We start from the raw sequence: 17,554 nt of genomic DNA, 5'->3' as shown, positions 1-17,554 counted from the left end.
CGGAGCGACTGTGCAATATAAAGAAACTATTACGCTTGCCTTTAGTGGTGCGTCAGGCGCGCCATATGGCTTACGATTACTTGAAGTATTACTTGCGCAGCACTTTCGTGTGTATGTATTGATCTCCAGTGCCGCTCGGGTGGTGTTAGATACTGAATCCAATATCAAGCTTTCAGGCAATGAAGACAAAGCGACTGAGCAACTCAGTGCGCTTTTTAATGCGGCTGACGGCCAACTTCAGGTGTTTGGCAAAGACAATTGGTTCAGCCCAGTGGCATCGGGCTCCGCCGCGCCGAAAAAAATGATTGTGTGTCCTTGTAGTGCAGGCTCTGTTTCTGCTATTGCGGTGGGCGCATCGGATAATTTATTAGAGCGTGCAGCAGATGTGGTCATCAAAGAGCGTGGCCAACTAATTTTAGTGCCACGAGAAACCCCGTTCAGTGAAATTCACCTTGAAAACATGCTTAAGTTAGCAAAATTAGGCGTAACCATTATGCCAGCTGCGCCAGGGTTTTATCATCAACCGCAAACCATTAATGATTTAGTGGATTTTATGGTTGCACGAATTTTGGATCATTTAAACATTGAACATAATCTCACTAAGCGCTGGGGTTATGGGGAAGGTAAAAAGTGAGTAAAAGTACAATTGCATTAGATATTAAAGGCCTGAAAAAGGTTTATAAGAATGGCGTTGAGGCCGTAAAGAATATTGATCTGCAAGTACAGCAAGGCGATTTTTTTGCGTTACTTGGGCCAAATGGTGCGGGTAAATCAACCACCATCGGGGTTATTTCGTCACTGGTAAATAAGACCGCAGGTCACGTTGAAGTGTTTGGTCATAATATAGACACCGACTTAGAGGCTGCAAAATCAGAGCTAGGTTTAGTACCACAAGAGTTTAATTTCAGCCAGTTTGAAACGTTAACTCAGATACTGGTTAATCAAGCTGGTTACTATGGTGTGCCCCGTAAAATAGCCCATCAGCGTGCTGATAAATATTTAGCGCAGTTAGGTTTGTTGGAAAAGAAAGATAAACAAGCACGTACTCTGTCTGGTGGAATGAAGCGTCGTTTAATGATTGCCCGCGCGTTAATGCATGAACCAAAGCTACTTATTTTAGATGAACCAACTGCTGGGGTTGATATTGAACTGCGTCGTTCAATGTGGGATTTTTTAAGGCAAATTAATGAGCAAGGTGTGACAATTATTCTCACCACCCATTACTTAGAAGAAGCAGAATTACTGTGTAAAAATATCGCCATTATAGATTCCGGTATTATTGTTGAAAACACCACCATTAAGGCTTTATTGGCTAAATTAGATAAAGAAACCTTTATTCTTGATTTAAAACAGCCAGTACAACCTGTAACGCTTGGTGGTTATAAGTTTACGATGGCAGATGATCATACCATTGAAGTTGAAGTCGCAAAGTCGCAAGGCTTAAATGCAGTATTTTCAGCATTAACAGAGCAAGGCAATACCGTGCTCAGTATGCGTAATAAAGCAAACCGATTAGAAGAGTTGTTTGTTGGTTTATTAGAACAAGGGCGGGGCAAGTAGATGTTTAAATATGGCGTAGCCTTAAAAAGTTTATGGATCAAAGAATGCATTCGCTTTTTGCGTATTTGGATACAAACGTTAGTACCACCGGCAATCACCATGAGTTTGTATTTTGTGATTTTTGGTAACTTAATAGGCTCTCGAATTGGTGATATGGGCGGCTTTAGTTATATGGAATTCATTGTACCTGGCCTGATTATGATGTCGGTGATCACTAACTCTTATTCCAATGTTGCATCCAGTTTTTATTCAACCAAGTTTCAAAAAAGCATCGAAGAATTGCTAGTCGCGCCAGTACCAAATTACATAATCGTACTTGGTTACATGGGGGGCGGTATGACACGAGGTATGTTGGTAGGGTTAATTGTTACCTGCGTATCTTTGTTGTTTGTTGATATTCAAATTCACAATATTTTTGTGATCATCGCAACGGTTATTTTAACTTCTGCGGTATTTGCATTAGGTGGTTTGATCAATGCAATCTATGCGAACAGCTTTGATGATATAAGTATAATTCCGACCTTTGTATTAACACCGCTGACTTACTTAGGCGGCGTATTTTACTCAATCACCTTATTACCAGAATTCTGGCAGGGGGTATCGCAGGTTAATCCTATTATTTATATGGTGAATGCGTTTAGGTATGGTTTCTTAGGTGTGTCGGATGTTGATTTAACAGTCGCATTTGGTGTGCTGTTATTATTTATTACAGCCTTATTTACGTTAGCTTTAACACTAATTAAAAAAGGCGTGGGGTTAAGACACTAATGAGTGATGCAAATTCACGTAGTATTGTATCGAATCAACCAGGCTTGCATGAAAAGCTCGATGAGATAGTCACTAAGCATTTAACTGCCGAGTTTAAAAAGCCGATTGCAGCACATACGCAAGCGGCGTTTGATGAAGTGAATGCAAAGGTACAGGCATTTGCTGGGCCAGTTATTTTAGATTCATGCTGTGGTGTGGGTGAGAGCACAGCTAACTTAGCAAAGCGCCACCCTGATGCGCTGGTTATTGGTATTGATAAGTCATCACATCGCTTAGATAAGCACGATATTGAATATAAACAAACTGACTCAGGCCAGTATATTTTAGTGCAAGCGGATCTCAATGATTTTTGGCGTTTAGCAGTGGCTGCCAATTGGCAGCCGACGCATCATTATTTGTTGTATCCAAATCCTTGGCCTAAAGCGAAGCATCTTCAACGTCGTTGGCATGGTGCGGCTATCTTCCCATATATAGTAAAACTTGGTGGTCGTTTAGAAGTGCGTAGTAACTGGGATATCTATGTTAAAGAATTTGCTCAAGCACTCCATTTGGCTGGACACCATTGTGAGGTTGAGCAATACGAAAGTGATATTGCCATTACTCCGTTCGAACGTAAATATTGGGCGAGTGGTCAACAGAGTCACCGGCTAGTGATCCCACTGGAATCGCGTTCTTAACGATTTGATTTACTTGTGGCGCTGCAGCACTAAAGTGATTACCTTGCATCAGCGTCACATTCGCTTTACGTAGCGCATTTACGATGGGACGGCTTTCCACATTCTCTGCTATTAGTTGTAAATTAAGTTGTTTTGCGAAACTGGCAATGTGTTCAATATATAAATAAATATCTTGGTCGTTGATGACTTGACGAATTAAAGTGCCATCAAGTTTAATACCATCTACTTCTAACTTCAGTACATTAGATATATTTGAATAACCTGTACCAAAATCATCAATGACCACGCGCACCCCCCGATTTTTTACCATAGAGATAAACGCTTTTACTTCAGAAAAGTTAGCAATGGCTTCGGTTTCTAAAAGTTCTAACGTGATATTACTTGGTAGGGGATAACGTTTAAGTTCGTCTTCCAAAAATTCAGTGAGGCTTGGATCAAGCATATCTTGAGCGGTAATATTTATGCTCCAACAGATACTGGTTTTTCTAAAGCGGGCAAAGCATTGGGTGAGCATAGTTCGGGTTAGCATACCATCCATTCTAGAGCGATTCACTATGTCTAAAAAAGAGTCTGGTTTAAGAATTTCACCATGGCAGGTAATCATCCGAGCTAAACATTCATACTGAATAATGGTGTTAGTTTCACTGTCATAGATAGCTTGAAAGTAAGGAACAATTCTATTATTTTCAAATGCTTCACGTACTTCTTTAGCCATGGCCACATTGTATTGATATTGATTTTTTACATCATGCAGGGCACTTGAGTAATTAACGACAGTATGGCGGCCTTGTTTCGCTTGCAAAGCCGCAATATGTGCGTTTTCAAGTAACATAGATTTATTGCCGCTGGCAATACCTGCGCACAAAGTGACGTAAATAAAGGGATCAGTCAGTAATGGCGTACTGTAATTATAGGCTTGGATCACATCGTTAAAGCTCATGTCATCGTCTTTGAAAGGGGCTATCAGCACTATTTTATTGGTTGCTAAGCGAAATATCTGACTTGTAGCAGGGCGATTCTTTTTAAAGTGCTGCAACAGGCTTTTCATCACCCGATCACTTACTTCAGTACCATAAAAACTACTGATATCTTCTAATTCATTTACCCAAATAACAACCAGCTGCATATGATGATTAGGAGACTTTTTAATATAGTATTCCAGCGCAATATGATTGGCGAAACCACTGCTGGTATCGGTAGAAATTGCACGCTTTAATAAATACACATAAATGCCTGCAACTAGCAGAGCAATAAAAAAGAAAAACACCGCCATGGCTGCCGCTTTTGAGACACTTTCAGCTAACCGTTGATTGAGGTCGTATATAGTAATATCAGCGCCTGTTAAATAGGTTACACCGTTAGCGTCAACAAAGGGCACAAAAATTGTTTTAAAATGACCCCATTGATCTTTTGAAATTTCAAATACCGGCTCGGTTGAGTAAAACGCACCTATATTGGCCGCAGTGGCTTCGGGGTATAAATCGAGGAATTGAGTAACTTTGCCACTGTTTTGATCGTTTTGCGTGTAACTTGACGCGCTGAAATACACATTACCGTCTTTTAAGACCATGGCATAAACGTAAGCGATGTTTAAGGCATTGGCAAATTCTGATAATTGACGGCTTTTATGCTGATATTCGGAGGGGGATATACGAAGGCCTGCATTAATTTTTTGATGGTAGTCATCTCCTAGCATATGTTTCACGCTTAATGCAGCATCAAGTAAGCGAGTATCAACGCTTCGCATAATATCGTTACGGGTGCTGTTATAGGTGTGATAGATGTAGCCTAATAAGCTGATAAAAAACAGCATGAAACCAGCGATTATCCAATTCGTCCGTAAATTTGTATTTATCATGCTCATCCTTTATTGATTATCCCTTGTATTATACAAAAAAAGCACGCATCGCCTATAAAAATATAGTTAGCTTGAAGTGACAAATATTAATCAATTTATCATCAATCTGTCATGCAATTGACTGCTTTTATGGCTTAATGCGAGACATTTCTGCTGTATTGCAGTAAAGTTGACGCATTTCGTAGAATCATTGTAGTTGACGTTATTGGTAATTAAGCCCCTTACGTAGGCGCTTTAGCTAAATAAAACTACATTTATTGGGTATAAAGATGGATCAAAAGCGTTGTGCCGTCGCCTCTAAAGAAACTCTGATGCGTATATTTACAGTGCCTGAAGCACCAGACTCAACTTTGAGTAAAATCGAACTTGAGATCTCGAGCAACTTAGCAGGTTTTTTGAATGAGAACATCGCGGCGATTGAAAAGCCATTGCATGAAATTGAAAAAGATTTTCAATCTGCAGTGATCCCAGAAGATCCGACCTTTGTTTCAGCCTATGCGCAAGACATTATGGAGCAACTGGTTGCTCATTCTGTGCATACTGCTGCGCCAAGCTTTATTGGTCATATGACGTCAGCATTACCGCATTTTGTATTACCACTTTCCAAGTTGATGGTTGGCCTTAATCAAAACTTAGTTAAGATTGAAACCTCCAAAGCATTTACGCCACTTGAACGCCAAGTGCTGGGCATGATGCATCATTTAGCCTATGGCCAAGATGATGCTTTTTATAGTAAATGGATGCACAGTGCAAAAACTTCATTAGGTGCTTTTTGTTCTGGTGGTACCGTTGCGAATATTACCGCATTGTGGATTGCCCGTAACCGTTTGCTCAAAGCGGACGGTGAGTTTAAAGGGATTGGTTCACAAGGTTTGGTCAGTGCAATGCTGCACTATGGTTATAAAGGCTTAGCTGTATTGATTTCAGAGCGGGGCCATTACTCGTTAGGAAAGTCAGCCGATTTATTAGGAATTGGCCGTGATAATTTTATTGCTATAAAAACAGCCGATAACAATAAAGTTGATGTTGACGCTATGCGTGCTAAAGCTCATGAGCTTGAAGCGCAAGGTATTAAGGTGATGGCGATTGTTGGTGTGGCGGGAACGACTGAAACCGGCAATATAGACCCGCTTGATGAAATGGCAGATTTAAGCCAAGAGCTTAAATGTCATTTTCATGTCGATGCTGCGTGGGGAGGAGCTACGTTACTTTCTGATACTTATCGTCCTTTACTCAAAGGTATAGAGCGAGCAGACTCAATCACCATTGATGCACATAAGCAAATGTATGTGCCGATGGGAGCAGGGTTGGTGTTATTTAAAGACCCCGCAGCTACAGATGCCATTGAGCATCATGCTGAGTATATATTACGTAAAGGCTCAAAAGATTTAGGTAGTCACACCCTTGAAGGTAGCCGCCCGGGTATGGCAATGTTAGTGCATGCTTGCTTACGTGTTATTGGCCGTAAAGGCTATGAAATACTGATAGATAAAGGGATTGAAAAAGCACGCTACTTTGCTGATTTAGTGAAGGCTGATGATGATTTTGAATTGATCTCAGAGCCAGAGTTATGCTTGCTTACCTACCGCTATGTGCCAAAGCAAATTAAACAAAAAATAGCGCAAGCAGATGAACAAACCCGTTTGGATATTTTTGCCTCACTAAACCGTTTTACTGCGAGCATGCAAAAACGTCAACGTGAAGCTGGTCGTTCATTTGTATCGCGTACGCGATTGACACCCGCTCAGTACGATCATCAACCTACCGTGGTCTTTAGAGTGGTACTTGCCAATCCACTTACTTCTGAACACATTCTTCAAGAAATACTGGCAGAGCAAAAAGCGCTGGCGAAAACAGATCCTGTGTTTAAAAAGTTTTTATCTAAGTACATGGATTAATAAACTAGCATAATTGGTATATACCCAAACTGCATCTTGAGGTGGCTTGGGTAAATTACCAAGCTAATAGCGCGTATCGGATCAAAAGCGATGTGGGATGGGGACTTCTTCACGTTGATGGTGTTAGTCGAGTCCAATACCGTGATAAAGAACTCGACTAATGATCACTAAGCGGACTTACAGTTTTGCAAACGCATCTTGTAGTGGTGGTACTACTTGCTTTTTACGGCTCAGTACACCGTCTAGCCATACTTTACCGTCTTTTGGTGTTTCACCATAAGCTTGCTCTACAATGTGTGCATCGTCAGAGACGATTAACATTTGTGAGCCTTCTTTCATAATGTCGGTAAGTAATAAGAACACAGAGTGGCGTCCGCCTTCTTCTTTAAGCTTGGCAATATCAGCTTCAAGATCTGCTTTAATATCATCAAATACTGCAAGGTCGATAACTTCTAATTGGCCGATGCCTACAAGTTTACCGTTCATATTGAAGTCTTTAAAATCACGCATTACTAAATCACGCGCAGGGGTGTCTTCAACCGCAGATTTAACGCGGAACATATCCATACCTAATTCTTTAAAGTCTTCAACACCAGCAATTTCAGCAAGCGCTTCTACACATTTAATATCAGCAGTGGTACAGGTTGGTGATTTGAAAATAACCGTGTCACTTAAAATAGCGCACATCATGATGCCAGCAATGTCTTTTGGAATTTCAACATTGTAAAAATCATACATCATTTTGATGATAGTGTTTGAGCAACCCACTGGGCGGATCCAACATTCAAGAGGTGTAGAGCTGGTTAAGTCCCCTAGTTTATGGTGATCAACTACACCGACTACGCGTGCTTGGTCGATATCATCAGGTGCTTGGGTTTTTTCTGTGTGGTCAACGATGTATACGTCTTCACCGGCGTAGCTTAATTTAAGCTCAGGCGCTTCAAAGCCAAACTTATCAAGAATAAATTGTGTCTCCGGTGAAACTTCACCAAGACGGGTTGGAATTGCTGGCTCTTCAATTTGGTTTTTCAAATAAGCCAGTGCAATTGCACCACAAATAGAATCTGAATCTGGGATTTTATGACCCACTACATACATTGACATGACGGAACTCCTTAAATTTTGCCGTATATTAGCAAAGTAATCTAACTTTGGCACATTACCACTGGTGAATTTTAGTAATATTGCATAACAAATTTCGGCTGCCATTTTTACATATTTTTAGTTACACTTTAACTAATTGAATCTTTTAGGAAGAACTCACATGCAGTTAGGCCGCAAGGGCTGGAACAATGTTGTTATTTTTTCCATGCTGTTAATGATTTTCTTTTTTAATGGATTACACACAAAGCTAAATAGTGGCCCTGAGCAGCCTAGGGTGCAAACTGTGTTACCTGCGCAAAGTTTTATTTTAGCGCTCGAGTTTCCTGATCAAAAAATAGAGCGCATTGGTACGTCTTGGCGCGCGACAGCATTAGTAAAAAATGCGCCAGTAAGTTTATGGCAAACAACAACCGTTAATCTTGTTGCATTGGTCAATGAGTGGCAAAGCATGCAGCTATCGGTCGCAGAGAAGCAGCAAGCATTTCATAATACCCCGGCGCTAACTGTTGCCACTGTATGGCTTGCAGGCGAGCAACTGCCTTGGCTGTATCAATTATACCGCGCACCACAGGGTTACTATTTATTAGATAAAAGTAATCAACGGGTGTTATTGCTTGATCAGCAGACTGCGCAGCGGTTATTTCCAAGTTTTAATTTTTCACACAAAGAGCCCAAATCGAATGCCTGAATTACCAGAGGTTGAAGTTAGCCGAATGGGGATCACCCCACATATTTTGCAGCAAAGTGTCACTAAGGTGAATATTCATAATCCGAATATGCGCTGGCCGGTACCAGATGATGTTTATCAAATTACTAACTTAGTTGTATTAGATGTGCAGCGCAGAGCTAAATATTTACTGCTGAAGTTTGAGTTAGGGAGTGTCATTTTACATTTGGGTATGTCGGGTAATTTACGGGTTGTTGATAAAGACGAAGCATTAAAAAAGCATGATCATATCGAATTTATATTTTCCAACGATAAAGCACTGAGACTGAATGATCCACGCCGTTTTGGGTGTTGTTTATGGCAAGCTCCTGGGGAGTGTCATAGCTTATTGAGTAAGTTGGGGCCAGAACCACTTACTGAAGAGTTTACTGCTAAGCGGGTATATGAGCAGTCGCGGAATAAAAAGGTGCCGGTTAAACAATTTATTATGGATAACGCTGTGGTGGTTGGGGTGGGTAATATTTACGCCAATGAATCACTTTTTAAAGCGGGTATTCACCCAAAGCGCGAAGCCGGTAAAGTATCACTGGCGCGTTATCAGCAATTAGTGCCTATTATTAAAGATACACTCGCTGCAGCTATCACCCAAGGTGGTACAACGCTTAAAGATTTTGCACAAAGTGATGGTAAGCCAGGCTACTTTGCTCAACAACTTTTAGTCTACGGTCGTAAGGGCGAGCCGTGTATGGTGTGTAAAAAAATATTAACTGAAATTCGTTTAGGACAACGCAGTACGGTATTTTGTAGTCAGTGTCAGAAATAATCTAAAGCGTGTTGCATTTGTGAGCTGGTATTTATAGCACAGTGAACAACACGCTCGAGGTATCTGAGTTACAGTTCAAACGGTGCGACGCCAACGGCTGTCATTTTATAACCCACTTGGGCTATCTCGCCACTCCAGGTTTCTGTGCTAATAATACCGGTCACTACGATAGCATCGTATAGGCTTTCAATTGGTACGCCGCCTTTAATTGTCACGTGAACAATTTGATTTGGTGGCGGTGGCGGCACATGGATACAAGCACCAAAGTATGGCACCAGTAAAAACTCAGTGATCACTTCGCTGTCACCCTCAAGTGGTACAACAAACCCCGGTAAACTGACTGATTGGCCATTTAGCTCTTTTACAACGGGGGCATCTAAATCTGGTTGCACCCAATTTTGTTCTGTCCCTTCATGGCTGACTTGATCTTGGGTGTCTATTTGCACATGCCCTTGAGGAATTAAATCTTCCCAAAAAATCTCTTTGGGTTGGTTGGCAAAGCTGCTAAAGCTGGAAAAAAAACTAAAAATAACTAAGTAAACGACAGTGAGTTTTTGCAAATACTGCATGGTGTTCCTCTTAAATTTTAATGCTCATGCCATCAGACAGTGAGTAAAAATAGGCACGGGTAGCTGGTATCAAACCAACGATAAAACCAGCCGCCATAATAGCGCCGATCAGCATGAGTTCATAGCCCGATAGCATAGCAATAGTGATTGTGATCCCAGCATGGCTTTGCAAGTAACCTGCTGCGAGAGACATGAGCAAATAAAATAACCCGCAACCTGCTAGGCAACCTAAAAATGTTGTTAGTAATGATTCAATGCTGATCAAAGCGAACAGATGCCAAGGCCTCGCACCAACTGAGCGTAAAATAGCTAATTCTCGGCGGCGCTGATTGAGACTCGCTAATAAAGTGGTAAGCATACCAAGCAGGCTCACTAATACCACCACCATAGAAAACATTAGTAAGATTTTTTCCACAATAGTGAGCATTTCCCATAATTCACGTAACGTAACACCGGGCATAATGGCGAGTAATGCTTCATCTTTAAACTGATTAATGTTGCGACGTACTTGCAGAGTATACAGTGGTGAGTCAAAACCAATTAAAAACGCAGTAATTTGTTTTGGTTCGCCAATGAGGTCTATAGGCTGCTCATGCTCATGCTCATGCTCAGTGTGGTTAGTGGCGTGGATTTGTTCAATAGCTGCTAATGGAATATGCAGGGTTTTATCAACAGGGGTGCCAGTGGCATTTAAAATACCGACAACAGTAAAAGGGTTATCATCATGATGATGAAAACTGGTATTACCCATACCATGGGAAATAACAATACTATCGCCAAGTGAATAGCCTAAGTTCTCTGCAACTTGAGCGCCTAGCACTACCTCATTTAAATGGCGGAAAGGCTGGCCTTGGCTAAAACTAAGGGATTGTTTTTTAGCATATTGATAATGGGTGAAATAATCGTCAGAAGTACCTAGTACAGCTTGGCCTTTATGACTATCGCCCAGTGATAATGGGATGGTCCATTTGACGCCGCGTTGTTGTTTTATGTATTGATAGCTTTGCCAACTTACGCCGTTATTAGCGTGACCAATACGGAACACCGAGGAGAGCAATAACTGTATATCGCCAGTGCGGGCGCCGACAATGAGATCAGTACCAGAAATGGTATTACTAAAACTGCTTTTAGCATCAACTCGCACACGTTCAATACTCAATAGCAGCATGACGCTGATAGCAATAGTGAATAGGGTCAATAGTGCACTTGCTCGGCGGTTATAAAGGCTGCTTATGGCAAGCTTTATTAAGATCATGAAAGCTGCTCCTGTAACGCGATTAAATCAATATTGCGATTAAATAACGGCTGTAAGCTCTCATCGTGACTGACAAAAATGAGGGTACTGTTAGCAGCTTGAGCTTGTTCGAATAATAATTTAATAAATGCTTGGCGATTACCGGTATCAAGTGCAGAGGTTGGCTCATCGGCAATGATAAGCTCAGGGCTACCAATAAAAGCTCGCGCGGCTGCGACACGTTGTTGTTGCCCGATACTTAAATTAGCGACATTTTGCAGGTGGAATTGCTCGCTTAAGCCAAGTGCATTTAATAACCGTGCAGCTTCTTGATTGAGAGTCATACTATTTACAAGGGCTTTTTTTTGCCGCTGCTTTGAAAATTGGCACCCTAATGTCACGTTTTCAAGCGGCGATAAATAGGGCAATAAATTAAAGTTTTGAAAAATATAGCCAATATGATCAGCACGAAAAACATCACGCTTACTGTTAGTTAGCTTGCTTAGTTCACAGCCAAAAATATTTAAACTACCCGATGTTGGCCGATTTATCCCCGCAAGCAATGATAAGAACGTGGACTTACCGCAGCCGCTGGGGCCATGTAAAAATACATGTTCACCTTTAGCAATCTCAAGCGCTGCAATCGCGAGGGTTGGGTTACTTTGTTGTTTTTGCCATTTAAAACTTAGCTGCTTTATATTTATCATTACATAAATTGTTGCTGGATTTTGATGTTATCTTATAACTTGAATAACAAAATACCAACTAAACTGCGTTAAATCACATAGTGCTTTAATTGTGATTTCCTTCGGTCTCGATTATTATTAGCGGCTTATAACCCCAATTCCATACCTGTGCCTGTAATAGGCATGCCATACATCCGGAGATAGCATGACTAGCTATAAAGTTTTAGACGTAAACGATGATTTACCAATCCGCACTAAGGGCCCTGTTCACAGTGGCAAAGTACGCTCAGTTTATTGGTTAACAGACGAAGACAGCGCACGTTTGATCAGCGAAAAAGGCTATCAAGTACCCAGAGGTACTGAGTTGGCTATTATGGTAATCTCCGATCGTATCTCTGCATTTGATTGTATTTGGCAAGGTGAAAACGGCCTAAATGGTGTGCCAGGTAAAGGTATGGCGTTAAACACTGTTGCATCACATTGGTTTAAGTTATTTGATCAAGCAGGTCTTGCTGGGAATCACATTGTTGATATTCCACATCCGTATGTATGGATTGTGCGTAAAGCCAGTACCGTAAAAGTAGAAGCTATTGCTCGTCAGTATATTACTGGCAGCATGTGGCGTGATTACACTAAAGGGGTGCGTAACTTTTGTGGCTTAGAGTTACCTGAAGGCTTAACGGCTAATCAAAAGTTAGATGAGGTTTTAATTACGCCATCAACGAAAGGTATCATTACCGGTGTTGCAGATATTCCTGCAGTAGATGATGTAAATATCACCCGTGGCAATATCACTAATAACTTAAGTGTATTTAACTTTAAGTCTGAAGGTGATGTTGCACAATACGAAAAACTGCTTGTTGAAGGCTTTGGTTTAATTAGTGCTGAACTGGCTAAACTGGATCAAATCTTCGTTGATACTAAGTTTGAGTTTGGCTATGTAGAAGATATTGATGGCACCGATAAACTGATCTACATCGATGAAGTAGGCACACCTGACTCATCACGTATTTGGGATGGTGCTGCTTATAGGGATGGCAAAATTGTTGAGAACTCTAAAGAAGGGTTTCGCCAGTTATTAATTAGCAATGTGCCAGATAGCGATGTGCTACTGAATAAAGACCGTATGCCTGAGCGAGAGCAATTAGCTAAAGATTACATCCTACCAGAGTCTGTGATGTTAGCTGTGTCAGAAACCTATGTTGGTATTGCCAGTAAAATAGTGGGTTATGATATCGCAATTCCTGCTGATCCTCGCGCAGAGGTTATTACGATTTTAGATCAGCAATACGGCTTGGTTTCTAAGGCTTAATTACTAGTAAATTGCTTGCTGTTGTTTAAAAGCCTCAAGTTTTACTATTATTTAGTGTAACTGGGCTTTTATTCTTGCATTTGGAGTCAGTCTCTAATTAACTTAACCAAAGATTAATTAGAAATACTCACAGGTTAGTGTTCACACTACCGAGGATGACTAAATGAAACTGCAAAAACTGGCAGCTCAGAGCATTGTGACTTTTTTAACAGTGGCGTTTTCATATGCCGCCTTTGCACAAGATGTTACGCTTAATGTAGTTGATCAACATGGGCAACCACTTAAAAATGTAGTAATAGAACTTGTGAGTGAAGCTGATGATAAGTCATCACAGCAGCTATCTGTGCTTATTATGGATCAAGTCGATAAGCAGTTTTCACCCACATTGTTAATTGCTCAACAGGGGCAGCAGGTCAACTTTCCGAATAGCGATAATATTCGTCATCATGTGTACTCTTTTTCTTCAGCTAAACCATTTCAGTTGAAACTTTATTCAGGACAACCAGAAAGCCCAATTACGTTTGAGAATCAAGGCGTGGTGGTACTTGGCTGTAATATTCATGATTCAATGGTAGGGTATATTTATGTCGCTAGAAGTTCTCATGTTTATCAAAGTGATGAGCAGGGAAATGTACAGCTGAGTGGCTTAACACTGCCTGTGCAACTTAGTCTTTGGCACTCACTGCAGCAAAATGCCTTAGAAGAGAAACAGCCTCTTGCACTAACTGTAAATTCACCTCGTAGTTTACAAGTAATAATGCAAACAACAGAGCCTAAACCACGCAATACTTTTGGTAGTAAGTTTAAGGGCGGGAATGACTAACAGCTTAAAGAATCGCATTACTATTTTATGTGTCGGCTTGGTGTTATTAACGACTATAGTCAGCTTATTTAGTTTTTGGTGGTCGACTAGTCAATTTAATGAAAAAAAAGTAACACAAGATATTAATGTGGCTGAAAATGTCTATAAGCAATATTTGACTTCAAAAGAAAGCTTATTGCTCACCGCAGCGAAGGTGTTGACCGCTGACTTTGGCTTTAAGCAGGCGGTTGCTACCAGAGACGCCAATACAATAAGCAGTGTATTATACAATCATAGCCAACGTATTAATGCTGATCTTATGTTGTTATTGGACCTATCAGGTAAGTTAGTATCAACTAATCGACAACAAGATTTTGATGATAATTCACAAGTCTTGATGAATGAGTTGCTTAATAATACCGAGCAGTCTAGCTTTGTTGTGCTAAATAATGAGCTATATCAGGTTATTTTACTACCGATCAAGGCGCCGCGCACCGTAGCATATAGCTTGGTGGGTTTTAAAATTGATGAAAGTGTTGTGCTGGAGCTTAAAAACTTAACCGGTTTAGATGTTAGTTTTATTGCCAAAGGAGATGATTTAGTACGAAGCTCCTTATTAGAGCGACCAGTTCCATTTATACCAACAGAGTACTTCCATAAAAAAACCACCTCACGTATTTTTGGCGAGCAGCTTGTATATCGCAATCGCGATCTTTCTCTACCGTCACTTAACCAGCATTCAGTGAATGTGATGCTCAGTGCTGATCTAACACAAAGCTACAGTGAATTTGAGCGACTATTTTTTACATTAATGTTTTTGGCCGCAATTACGATAGTAATAGGTATTTTTACCAGTAGCTTACTTGCAAAAAATTTGACTATGCCGTTATCGCAGTTAGCCAGTTTAGCGCGTCAATTTGCGCGCGGTAATTATAGCGTTGATGCGATGAGTAAAAAGCAAAGCAGTGAAATTTCAACACTCATTGATGCATTTAAAAACATGGGTAACGATATTCAAGAGCGTGAGCAGCAAATTAGTTTTGCAGCTAAACATGATACCCTTACAGGCTTTTATAATCGTTCAGCAATGCTAGAAGTACTCAATGAGCAGTTAAATAAAGACCGTGAATATACACTGGTGGCTATCGATATCCGCGGCTTGCGTCATATCAACGATAAGTTAGGACCACGCATTGGCGATGATTGCTTAAAAGCAGTTGCAGGTCGTATAGCCGAGTTTTCTGATGAGTTTGGTGGCTTGCATGCACGTATTGGTGGTGATGAGTTTTTAACTGTATTTCCAAGTGATGGTAGCCAGAACTTTAAAAATGACATTGTAGGTTTAATGGCGCAGTTACAGGCTTGCTACACCATTCAGAAATTAAAAATTAACCTGCGTTTTAGTACCGGAGTTGTGCAATATCCTGCTCAAGGCCTAAAAGCGGATGACTTAATCCGTCGCGTATTAATCGCTGTTGATAACGGTGAAAATGCCCATGAGAGTATTCATTATTATCAAGCGGGTGAAGATGAGGAGCATCTAGAGCGCTTAGTAATGATTGATGAGCTTAAGCAGGCTATCGCAGATGACGACGGCCAATTATTTATGACTTACCAGCCTAAATTAAATATTGCTTCACAAAAAATTGATAAAGTTGAATCTTTGATCCGTTGGCAGCAAAAAGATGGCCGTTGGATTTCGCCGGAGCTATTTATTGATTTAGCTGAGCAGTCAGGTTTGATCGTCGAGCTGACCGAGTGGGTTATAAAAACGGTGATTAAGCAGGTTGAACAATGGCAGAAAAATGGCATTTATATGCAAGCTGCAATTAACGTTTCAGCGCAAGATATTGCATACCCTGGATTTCATTCTAATTTAGTGAGCACATTAAAAAATTATTCGGTCGCGCCTGCCTTGATCACAATAGAGCTGACTGAGCGCGATATGATCGAAAATGAAGAGAAAGGCATTCAAGCGCTTGAAAATCTTAAAGCAATAGGGGTGAAAATTTCACTCGATGATTATGGTGTAGGACAGACATCGCTGGGGCGCTTGAAAATGTTACCTATCGACGAGCTTAAACTGGATAAGTGCTTTATTTTAAAACTTGATGAATCAGAAAAAGATCAATTTATTGTAGAATCCACGATCACGCTTGGCCACCAGTTAGGGTTTTCAGTTGTTGCAGAAGGGGTGGAAACCGCAGGGTCACTTGAGTTGTTAAAAAGTATGAAATGCGATCATGTGCAAGGGTATTATTTGAGCCGACCTTTAAAAGCGGATGTTTTTGAACAATGGTTAAAAGAGTTTAACAATGAGCATGCTTAAGTTTTTTTTGGGATTTATTGCTTGTTTATTATCATTTAGTAACTTTGCAGGGCAAGGGAAATTATTAGCAACGCCTGGCGTATCGCAAGTTGAAGGTAGCGCGGGTGGAGGTTTAGTCCCTTGGGCGCAATTAGCAGGTTATGCAACAGACGATGAGTTTGCAATCAATGGGTTTTGCAGTCGCGCAGACGTAAGTGATTATACCCTTGATGTTTGTGGTGCGCAGATCAATTCGTTTAATCGTGTTGAATTCAGTTATGCAGAGCAACACTTTGATGTGCCAGCATTAAACACAAAAATAGAGCAGTCAATCACCGGTGCTAAAATCCGTTTATACGGCGATATAGTGTATAGCCAATGGCCACAATTAAGTTTAGGCGTGCAACATAAATCACTACGCGATGGCGCCGTAGCAACACTTGTCGGCGCAGAAAAAACAAGCGGTACAGACATTTACCTTGCAGCAAGTAAACTTCATTTAGGCGCTTTGGCGGGCTACAACTGGTTTTGGAATATGACTACGCGCTACAGTGATGCGAATCAGTTAGGGTTGCTTGGCTACGGTGGTGCTAATAGTCGTCAAAAATTATTATTTGAAGGCAGTACGGCTATCTTTCTAAGCCGTGATATTGCAGTAGGTATTGAATATCGCCAAAAATCAAACAATTTAGGTTTGGGTGAAGAAGATTGGCGTGATGTATTTGTCGCTTGGATGCCTAATAAGTATGTCAGCGTTACGGCTGCTTGGCTCGACTTGGGCAGTATAGCTGGCGCAGATGATCAAACGGGTTGGTATTTATCAGTAACAGGGTATTGGTAATGAAAAGCACACTAATAATAGTCGCGTTATTGCTGATGCTGGGGGGCTGTAAATCCACTGGTGGTCCAACGTTGTATCAGCAGCTAGATGGTAAAGCAGGAATTGAAAGGTTAATTGATAGCTTTATTAATCAGATTGCGCGCGATGAGAAAATAATTCACTATTTTGAAGATGCAAACATCACGCATTTTCGTGATGGGTTTATTAACCACTTATGCGCTTTAACTGACGGGCCTTGTGAATACATCGGCGATGACATGGTCGCGATTCATACTGGTATGAATATTAATGAGACTGACTTCAATCATGTTGTTGAGTTACTTATTAATGCGATGAATGAACTGAATATCAATCATACAGTGCAAAATAAAGTGTTAGCAAAAATGGCTCCATTACGAGCTGAGATTATTGAAATTTAAACAGTGCTTTATCGATTGCTGTTAGTTT

Annotated in this window: 17 protein-coding genes; 12 read left to right on the top strand and 5 right to left on the bottom strand. The window is 40.7% G+C overall.

Features of this window, described 5'->3' with window-relative positions:
* Positions 1–10 precede the first annotated feature (10 nt).
* From NDQ71_RS08935 to NDQ71_RS08920, 4 genes are read left to right on the top strand one after another with little or no spacing between them, the layout of a single operon-like run.
* A complete protein-coding gene (locus NDQ71_RS08935; protein ID WP_064668005.1) occupies positions 11–634 on the top strand; it encodes a flavin prenyltransferase UbiX in 624 nt (207 codons plus the stop codon).
* A complete protein-coding gene (locus NDQ71_RS08930; protein WP_064668004.1) occupies positions 631–1,560 on the top strand; it encodes an ABC transporter ATP-binding protein in 930 nt (309 codons plus the stop codon). Before NDQ71_RS08935 ends, NDQ71_RS08930 begins: the two co-directional genes overlap by 4 nt.
* On the top strand, positions 1,561–2,328 hold the full coding sequence (locus NDQ71_RS08925) for an ABC transporter permease (RefSeq protein WP_064668003.1): 768 nt from the start codon (positions 1,561–1,563) through the stop codon (positions 2,326–2,328).
* Entirely contained in the window at positions 2,328–3,005 is a 678-nt protein-coding gene (locus NDQ71_RS08920; RefSeq protein WP_064668002.1) for a tRNA (guanosine(46)-N(7))-methyltransferase TrmB, read from the top strand. Before NDQ71_RS08925 ends, NDQ71_RS08920 begins: the two co-directional genes overlap by 1 nt.
* On the opposite strand, the gene NDQ71_RS08915 is transcribed toward NDQ71_RS08920, so the two are convergent.
* Positions 2,926–4,863 carry a bifunctional diguanylate cyclase/phosphodiesterase gene (locus tag NDQ71_RS08915; RefSeq protein WP_064668001.1) on the bottom strand — a complete coding sequence of 646 codons (1,938 nt, stop codon included), beginning with the start codon at positions 4,861–4,863 and terminating at the stop codon, positions 2,926–2,928. The genes NDQ71_RS08920 and NDQ71_RS08915 overlap by 80 nt on opposite strands.
* Positions 4,864–5,132: 269 nt before the next feature.
* Between NDQ71_RS08915 and panP the strand changes: the two genes are divergently transcribed.
* On the top strand, positions 5,133–6,761 hold the full coding sequence (gene panP, locus NDQ71_RS08910) for a pyridoxal-dependent aspartate 1-decarboxylase PanP (protein ID WP_301562627.1): 1,629 nt from the start codon (positions 5,133–5,135) through the stop codon (positions 6,759–6,761).
* Between the two features lie 177 nt (positions 6,762–6,938).
* Here panP and NDQ71_RS08905 read toward each other — a convergent pair whose 3' ends face one another.
* Positions 6,939–7,865, bottom strand: coding sequence for a manganese-dependent inorganic pyrophosphatase (locus tag NDQ71_RS08905; protein WP_064667999.1), 927 nt, complete (start codon positions 7,863–7,865; stop codon positions 6,939–6,941).
* A gap of 160 nt (positions 7,866–8,025) precedes the next feature.
* Between NDQ71_RS08905 and NDQ71_RS08900 the strand changes: the two genes are divergently transcribed.
* Both NDQ71_RS08900 and mutM read left to right on the top strand, forming a co-directional pair.
* Positions 8,026–8,553: a hypothetical protein gene (locus NDQ71_RS08900; protein ID WP_192541830.1), complete on the top strand. Its 528-nt coding sequence runs from the start codon at positions 8,026–8,028 to the stop codon at positions 8,551–8,553.
* Positions 8,546–9,355, top strand: coding sequence for a bifunctional DNA-formamidopyrimidine glycosylase/DNA-(apurinic or apyrimidinic site) lyase (mutM, locus tag NDQ71_RS08895; protein WP_192541831.1), 810 nt, complete (start codon positions 8,546–8,548; stop codon positions 9,353–9,355). Before NDQ71_RS08900 ends, mutM begins: the two co-directional genes overlap by 8 nt.
* A 68-nt stretch (positions 9,356–9,423) precedes the next feature.
* On the opposite strand, the gene NDQ71_RS08890 is transcribed toward mutM, so the two are convergent.
* Genes NDQ71_RS08890 through NDQ71_RS08880 form a run of 3 tightly spaced genes read right to left on the bottom strand, consistent with a single transcriptional unit; the run spans position 9,424 to position 11,865 of the window.
* Positions 9,424–9,924 carry a DUF3299 domain-containing protein gene (locus NDQ71_RS08890; RefSeq protein WP_192541832.1) on the bottom strand — a complete coding sequence of 167 codons (501 nt, stop codon included), beginning with the start codon at positions 9,922–9,924 and terminating at the stop codon, positions 9,424–9,426.
* A 10-nt stretch (positions 9,925–9,934) separates the two neighbouring features.
* A complete protein-coding gene (locus NDQ71_RS08885; protein WP_301562626.1) occupies positions 9,935–11,179 on the bottom strand; it encodes an ABC transporter permease in 1,245 nt (414 codons plus the stop codon).
* Positions 11,176–11,865 (bottom strand): ABC transporter ATP-binding protein, encoded by a 690-nt coding sequence (locus NDQ71_RS08880; protein WP_192541834.1) that lies wholly within the window; start codon positions 11,863–11,865, stop codon positions 11,176–11,178. Before NDQ71_RS08880 ends, NDQ71_RS08885 begins: the two co-directional genes overlap by 4 nt.
* Before the next feature lie 184 nt (positions 11,866–12,049).
* Here NDQ71_RS08880 and NDQ71_RS08875 point away from each other — a divergent pair, with 184 nt between their 5' ends.
* The 5 genes from NDQ71_RS08875 to NDQ71_RS08855 all read left to right on the top strand — a co-directional run bounded on the left by NDQ71_RS08875 (position 12,050) and on the right by NDQ71_RS08855 (position 17,526).
* On the top strand, positions 12,050–13,156 hold the full coding sequence (locus NDQ71_RS08875; RefSeq protein WP_301562625.1) for a phosphoribosylaminoimidazolesuccinocarboxamide synthase: 1,107 nt from the start codon (positions 12,050–12,052) through the stop codon (positions 13,154–13,156).
* Positions 13,157–13,319: 163 nt separating this feature from the next.
* On the top strand, positions 13,320–13,979 hold the full coding sequence (locus NDQ71_RS08870; RefSeq protein ID WP_301562624.1) for a methylamine utilization protein: 660 nt from the start codon (positions 13,320–13,322) through the stop codon (positions 13,977–13,979).
* Entirely contained in the window at positions 13,972–16,287 is a 2,316-nt protein-coding gene (locus NDQ71_RS08865) for an EAL domain-containing protein (protein ID WP_192541837.1), read from the top strand. The genes NDQ71_RS08870 and NDQ71_RS08865 overlap by 8 nt, the downstream gene beginning before the upstream one ends.
* Entirely contained in the window at positions 16,274–17,107 is an 834-nt protein-coding gene (locus NDQ71_RS08860) for a DUF3034 family protein (RefSeq protein ID WP_301562623.1), read from the top strand. Before NDQ71_RS08865 ends, NDQ71_RS08860 begins: the two co-directional genes overlap by 14 nt.
* Complete coding sequence (locus NDQ71_RS08855) at positions 17,107–17,526, top strand: group 1 truncated hemoglobin (RefSeq protein WP_054203024.1); 420 nt, start codon at positions 17,107–17,109, stop codon at positions 17,524–17,526. The genes NDQ71_RS08860 and NDQ71_RS08855 overlap by 1 nt, the downstream gene beginning before the upstream one ends.
* Positions 17,527–17,554 lie beyond the last annotated feature (28 nt).

The organism is Pseudoalteromonas sp. KG3, from assembly GCF_030436385.1.
Taxonomy (GTDB): Bacteria; Pseudomonadota; Gammaproteobacteria; order Enterobacterales; family Alteromonadaceae; genus Pseudoalteromonas; species Pseudoalteromonas prydzensis.
Note: the sequence above shows the minus strand (reverse complement) of the source record. Positions and strands in the feature narration are given on the sequence as shown.

Excerpts from the sequence above, each read along its gene's own strand:
- NDQ71_RS08905 (WP_064667999.1), bottom strand. The coding sequence starts at position 7,865 with ATGTCAATGTATGTAGTGGGTCATAAAATCCCAGATTCAGATTCTATT.
- mutM (WP_192541831.1), top strand. The coding sequence starts at position 8,546 with ATGCCTGAATTACCAGAGGTTGAAGTTAGCCGAATGGGGATCACCCCA.
- NDQ71_RS08875 (WP_301562625.1), top strand. The coding sequence starts at position 12,050 with ATGACTAGCTATAAAGTTTTAGACGTAAACGATGATTTACCAATCCGC.
- NDQ71_RS08865 (WP_192541837.1), top strand. The coding sequence starts at position 13,972 with ATGACTAACAGCTTAAAGAATCGCATTACTATTTTATGTGTCGGCTTG.
- NDQ71_RS08890 (WP_192541832.1), bottom strand. The coding sequence starts at position 9,924 with ATGCAGTATTTGCAAAAACTCACTGTCGTTTACTTAGTTATTTTTAGT.
- NDQ71_RS08870 (WP_301562624.1), top strand. The coding sequence starts at position 13,320 with ATGAAACTGCAAAAACTGGCAGCTCAGAGCATTGTGACTTTTTTAACA.
- NDQ71_RS08920 (WP_064668002.1), top strand. The coding sequence starts at position 2,328 with ATGAGTGATGCAAATTCACGTAGTATTGTATCGAATCAACCAGGCTTG.
- NDQ71_RS08880 (WP_192541834.1), bottom strand. The coding sequence starts at position 11,865 with ATGATAAATATAAAGCAGCTAAGTTTTAAATGGCAAAAACAACAAAGT.
- NDQ71_RS08915 (WP_064668001.1), bottom strand. The coding sequence starts at position 4,863 with ATGATAAATACAAATTTACGGACGAATTGGATAATCGCTGGTTTCATG.
- NDQ71_RS08855 (WP_054203024.1), top strand. The coding sequence starts at position 17,107 with ATGAAAAGCACACTAATAATAGTCGCGTTATTGCTGATGCTGGGGGGC.
- NDQ71_RS08900 (WP_192541830.1), top strand. The coding sequence starts at position 8,026 with ATGCAGTTAGGCCGCAAGGGCTGGAACAATGTTGTTATTTTTTCCATG.
- NDQ71_RS08925 (WP_064668003.1), top strand. The coding sequence starts at position 1,561 with ATGTTTAAATATGGCGTAGCCTTAAAAAGTTTATGGATCAAAGAATGC.
- NDQ71_RS08860 (WP_301562623.1), top strand. The coding sequence starts at position 16,274 with ATGAGCATGCTTAAGTTTTTTTTGGGATTTATTGCTTGTTTATTATCA.
- NDQ71_RS08885 (WP_301562626.1), bottom strand. The coding sequence starts at position 11,179 with ATGATCTTAATAAAGCTTGCCATAAGCAGCCTTTATAACCGCCGAGCA.
- panP (WP_301562627.1), top strand. The coding sequence starts at position 5,133 with ATGGATCAAAAGCGTTGTGCCGTCGCCTCTAAAGAAACTCTGATGCGT.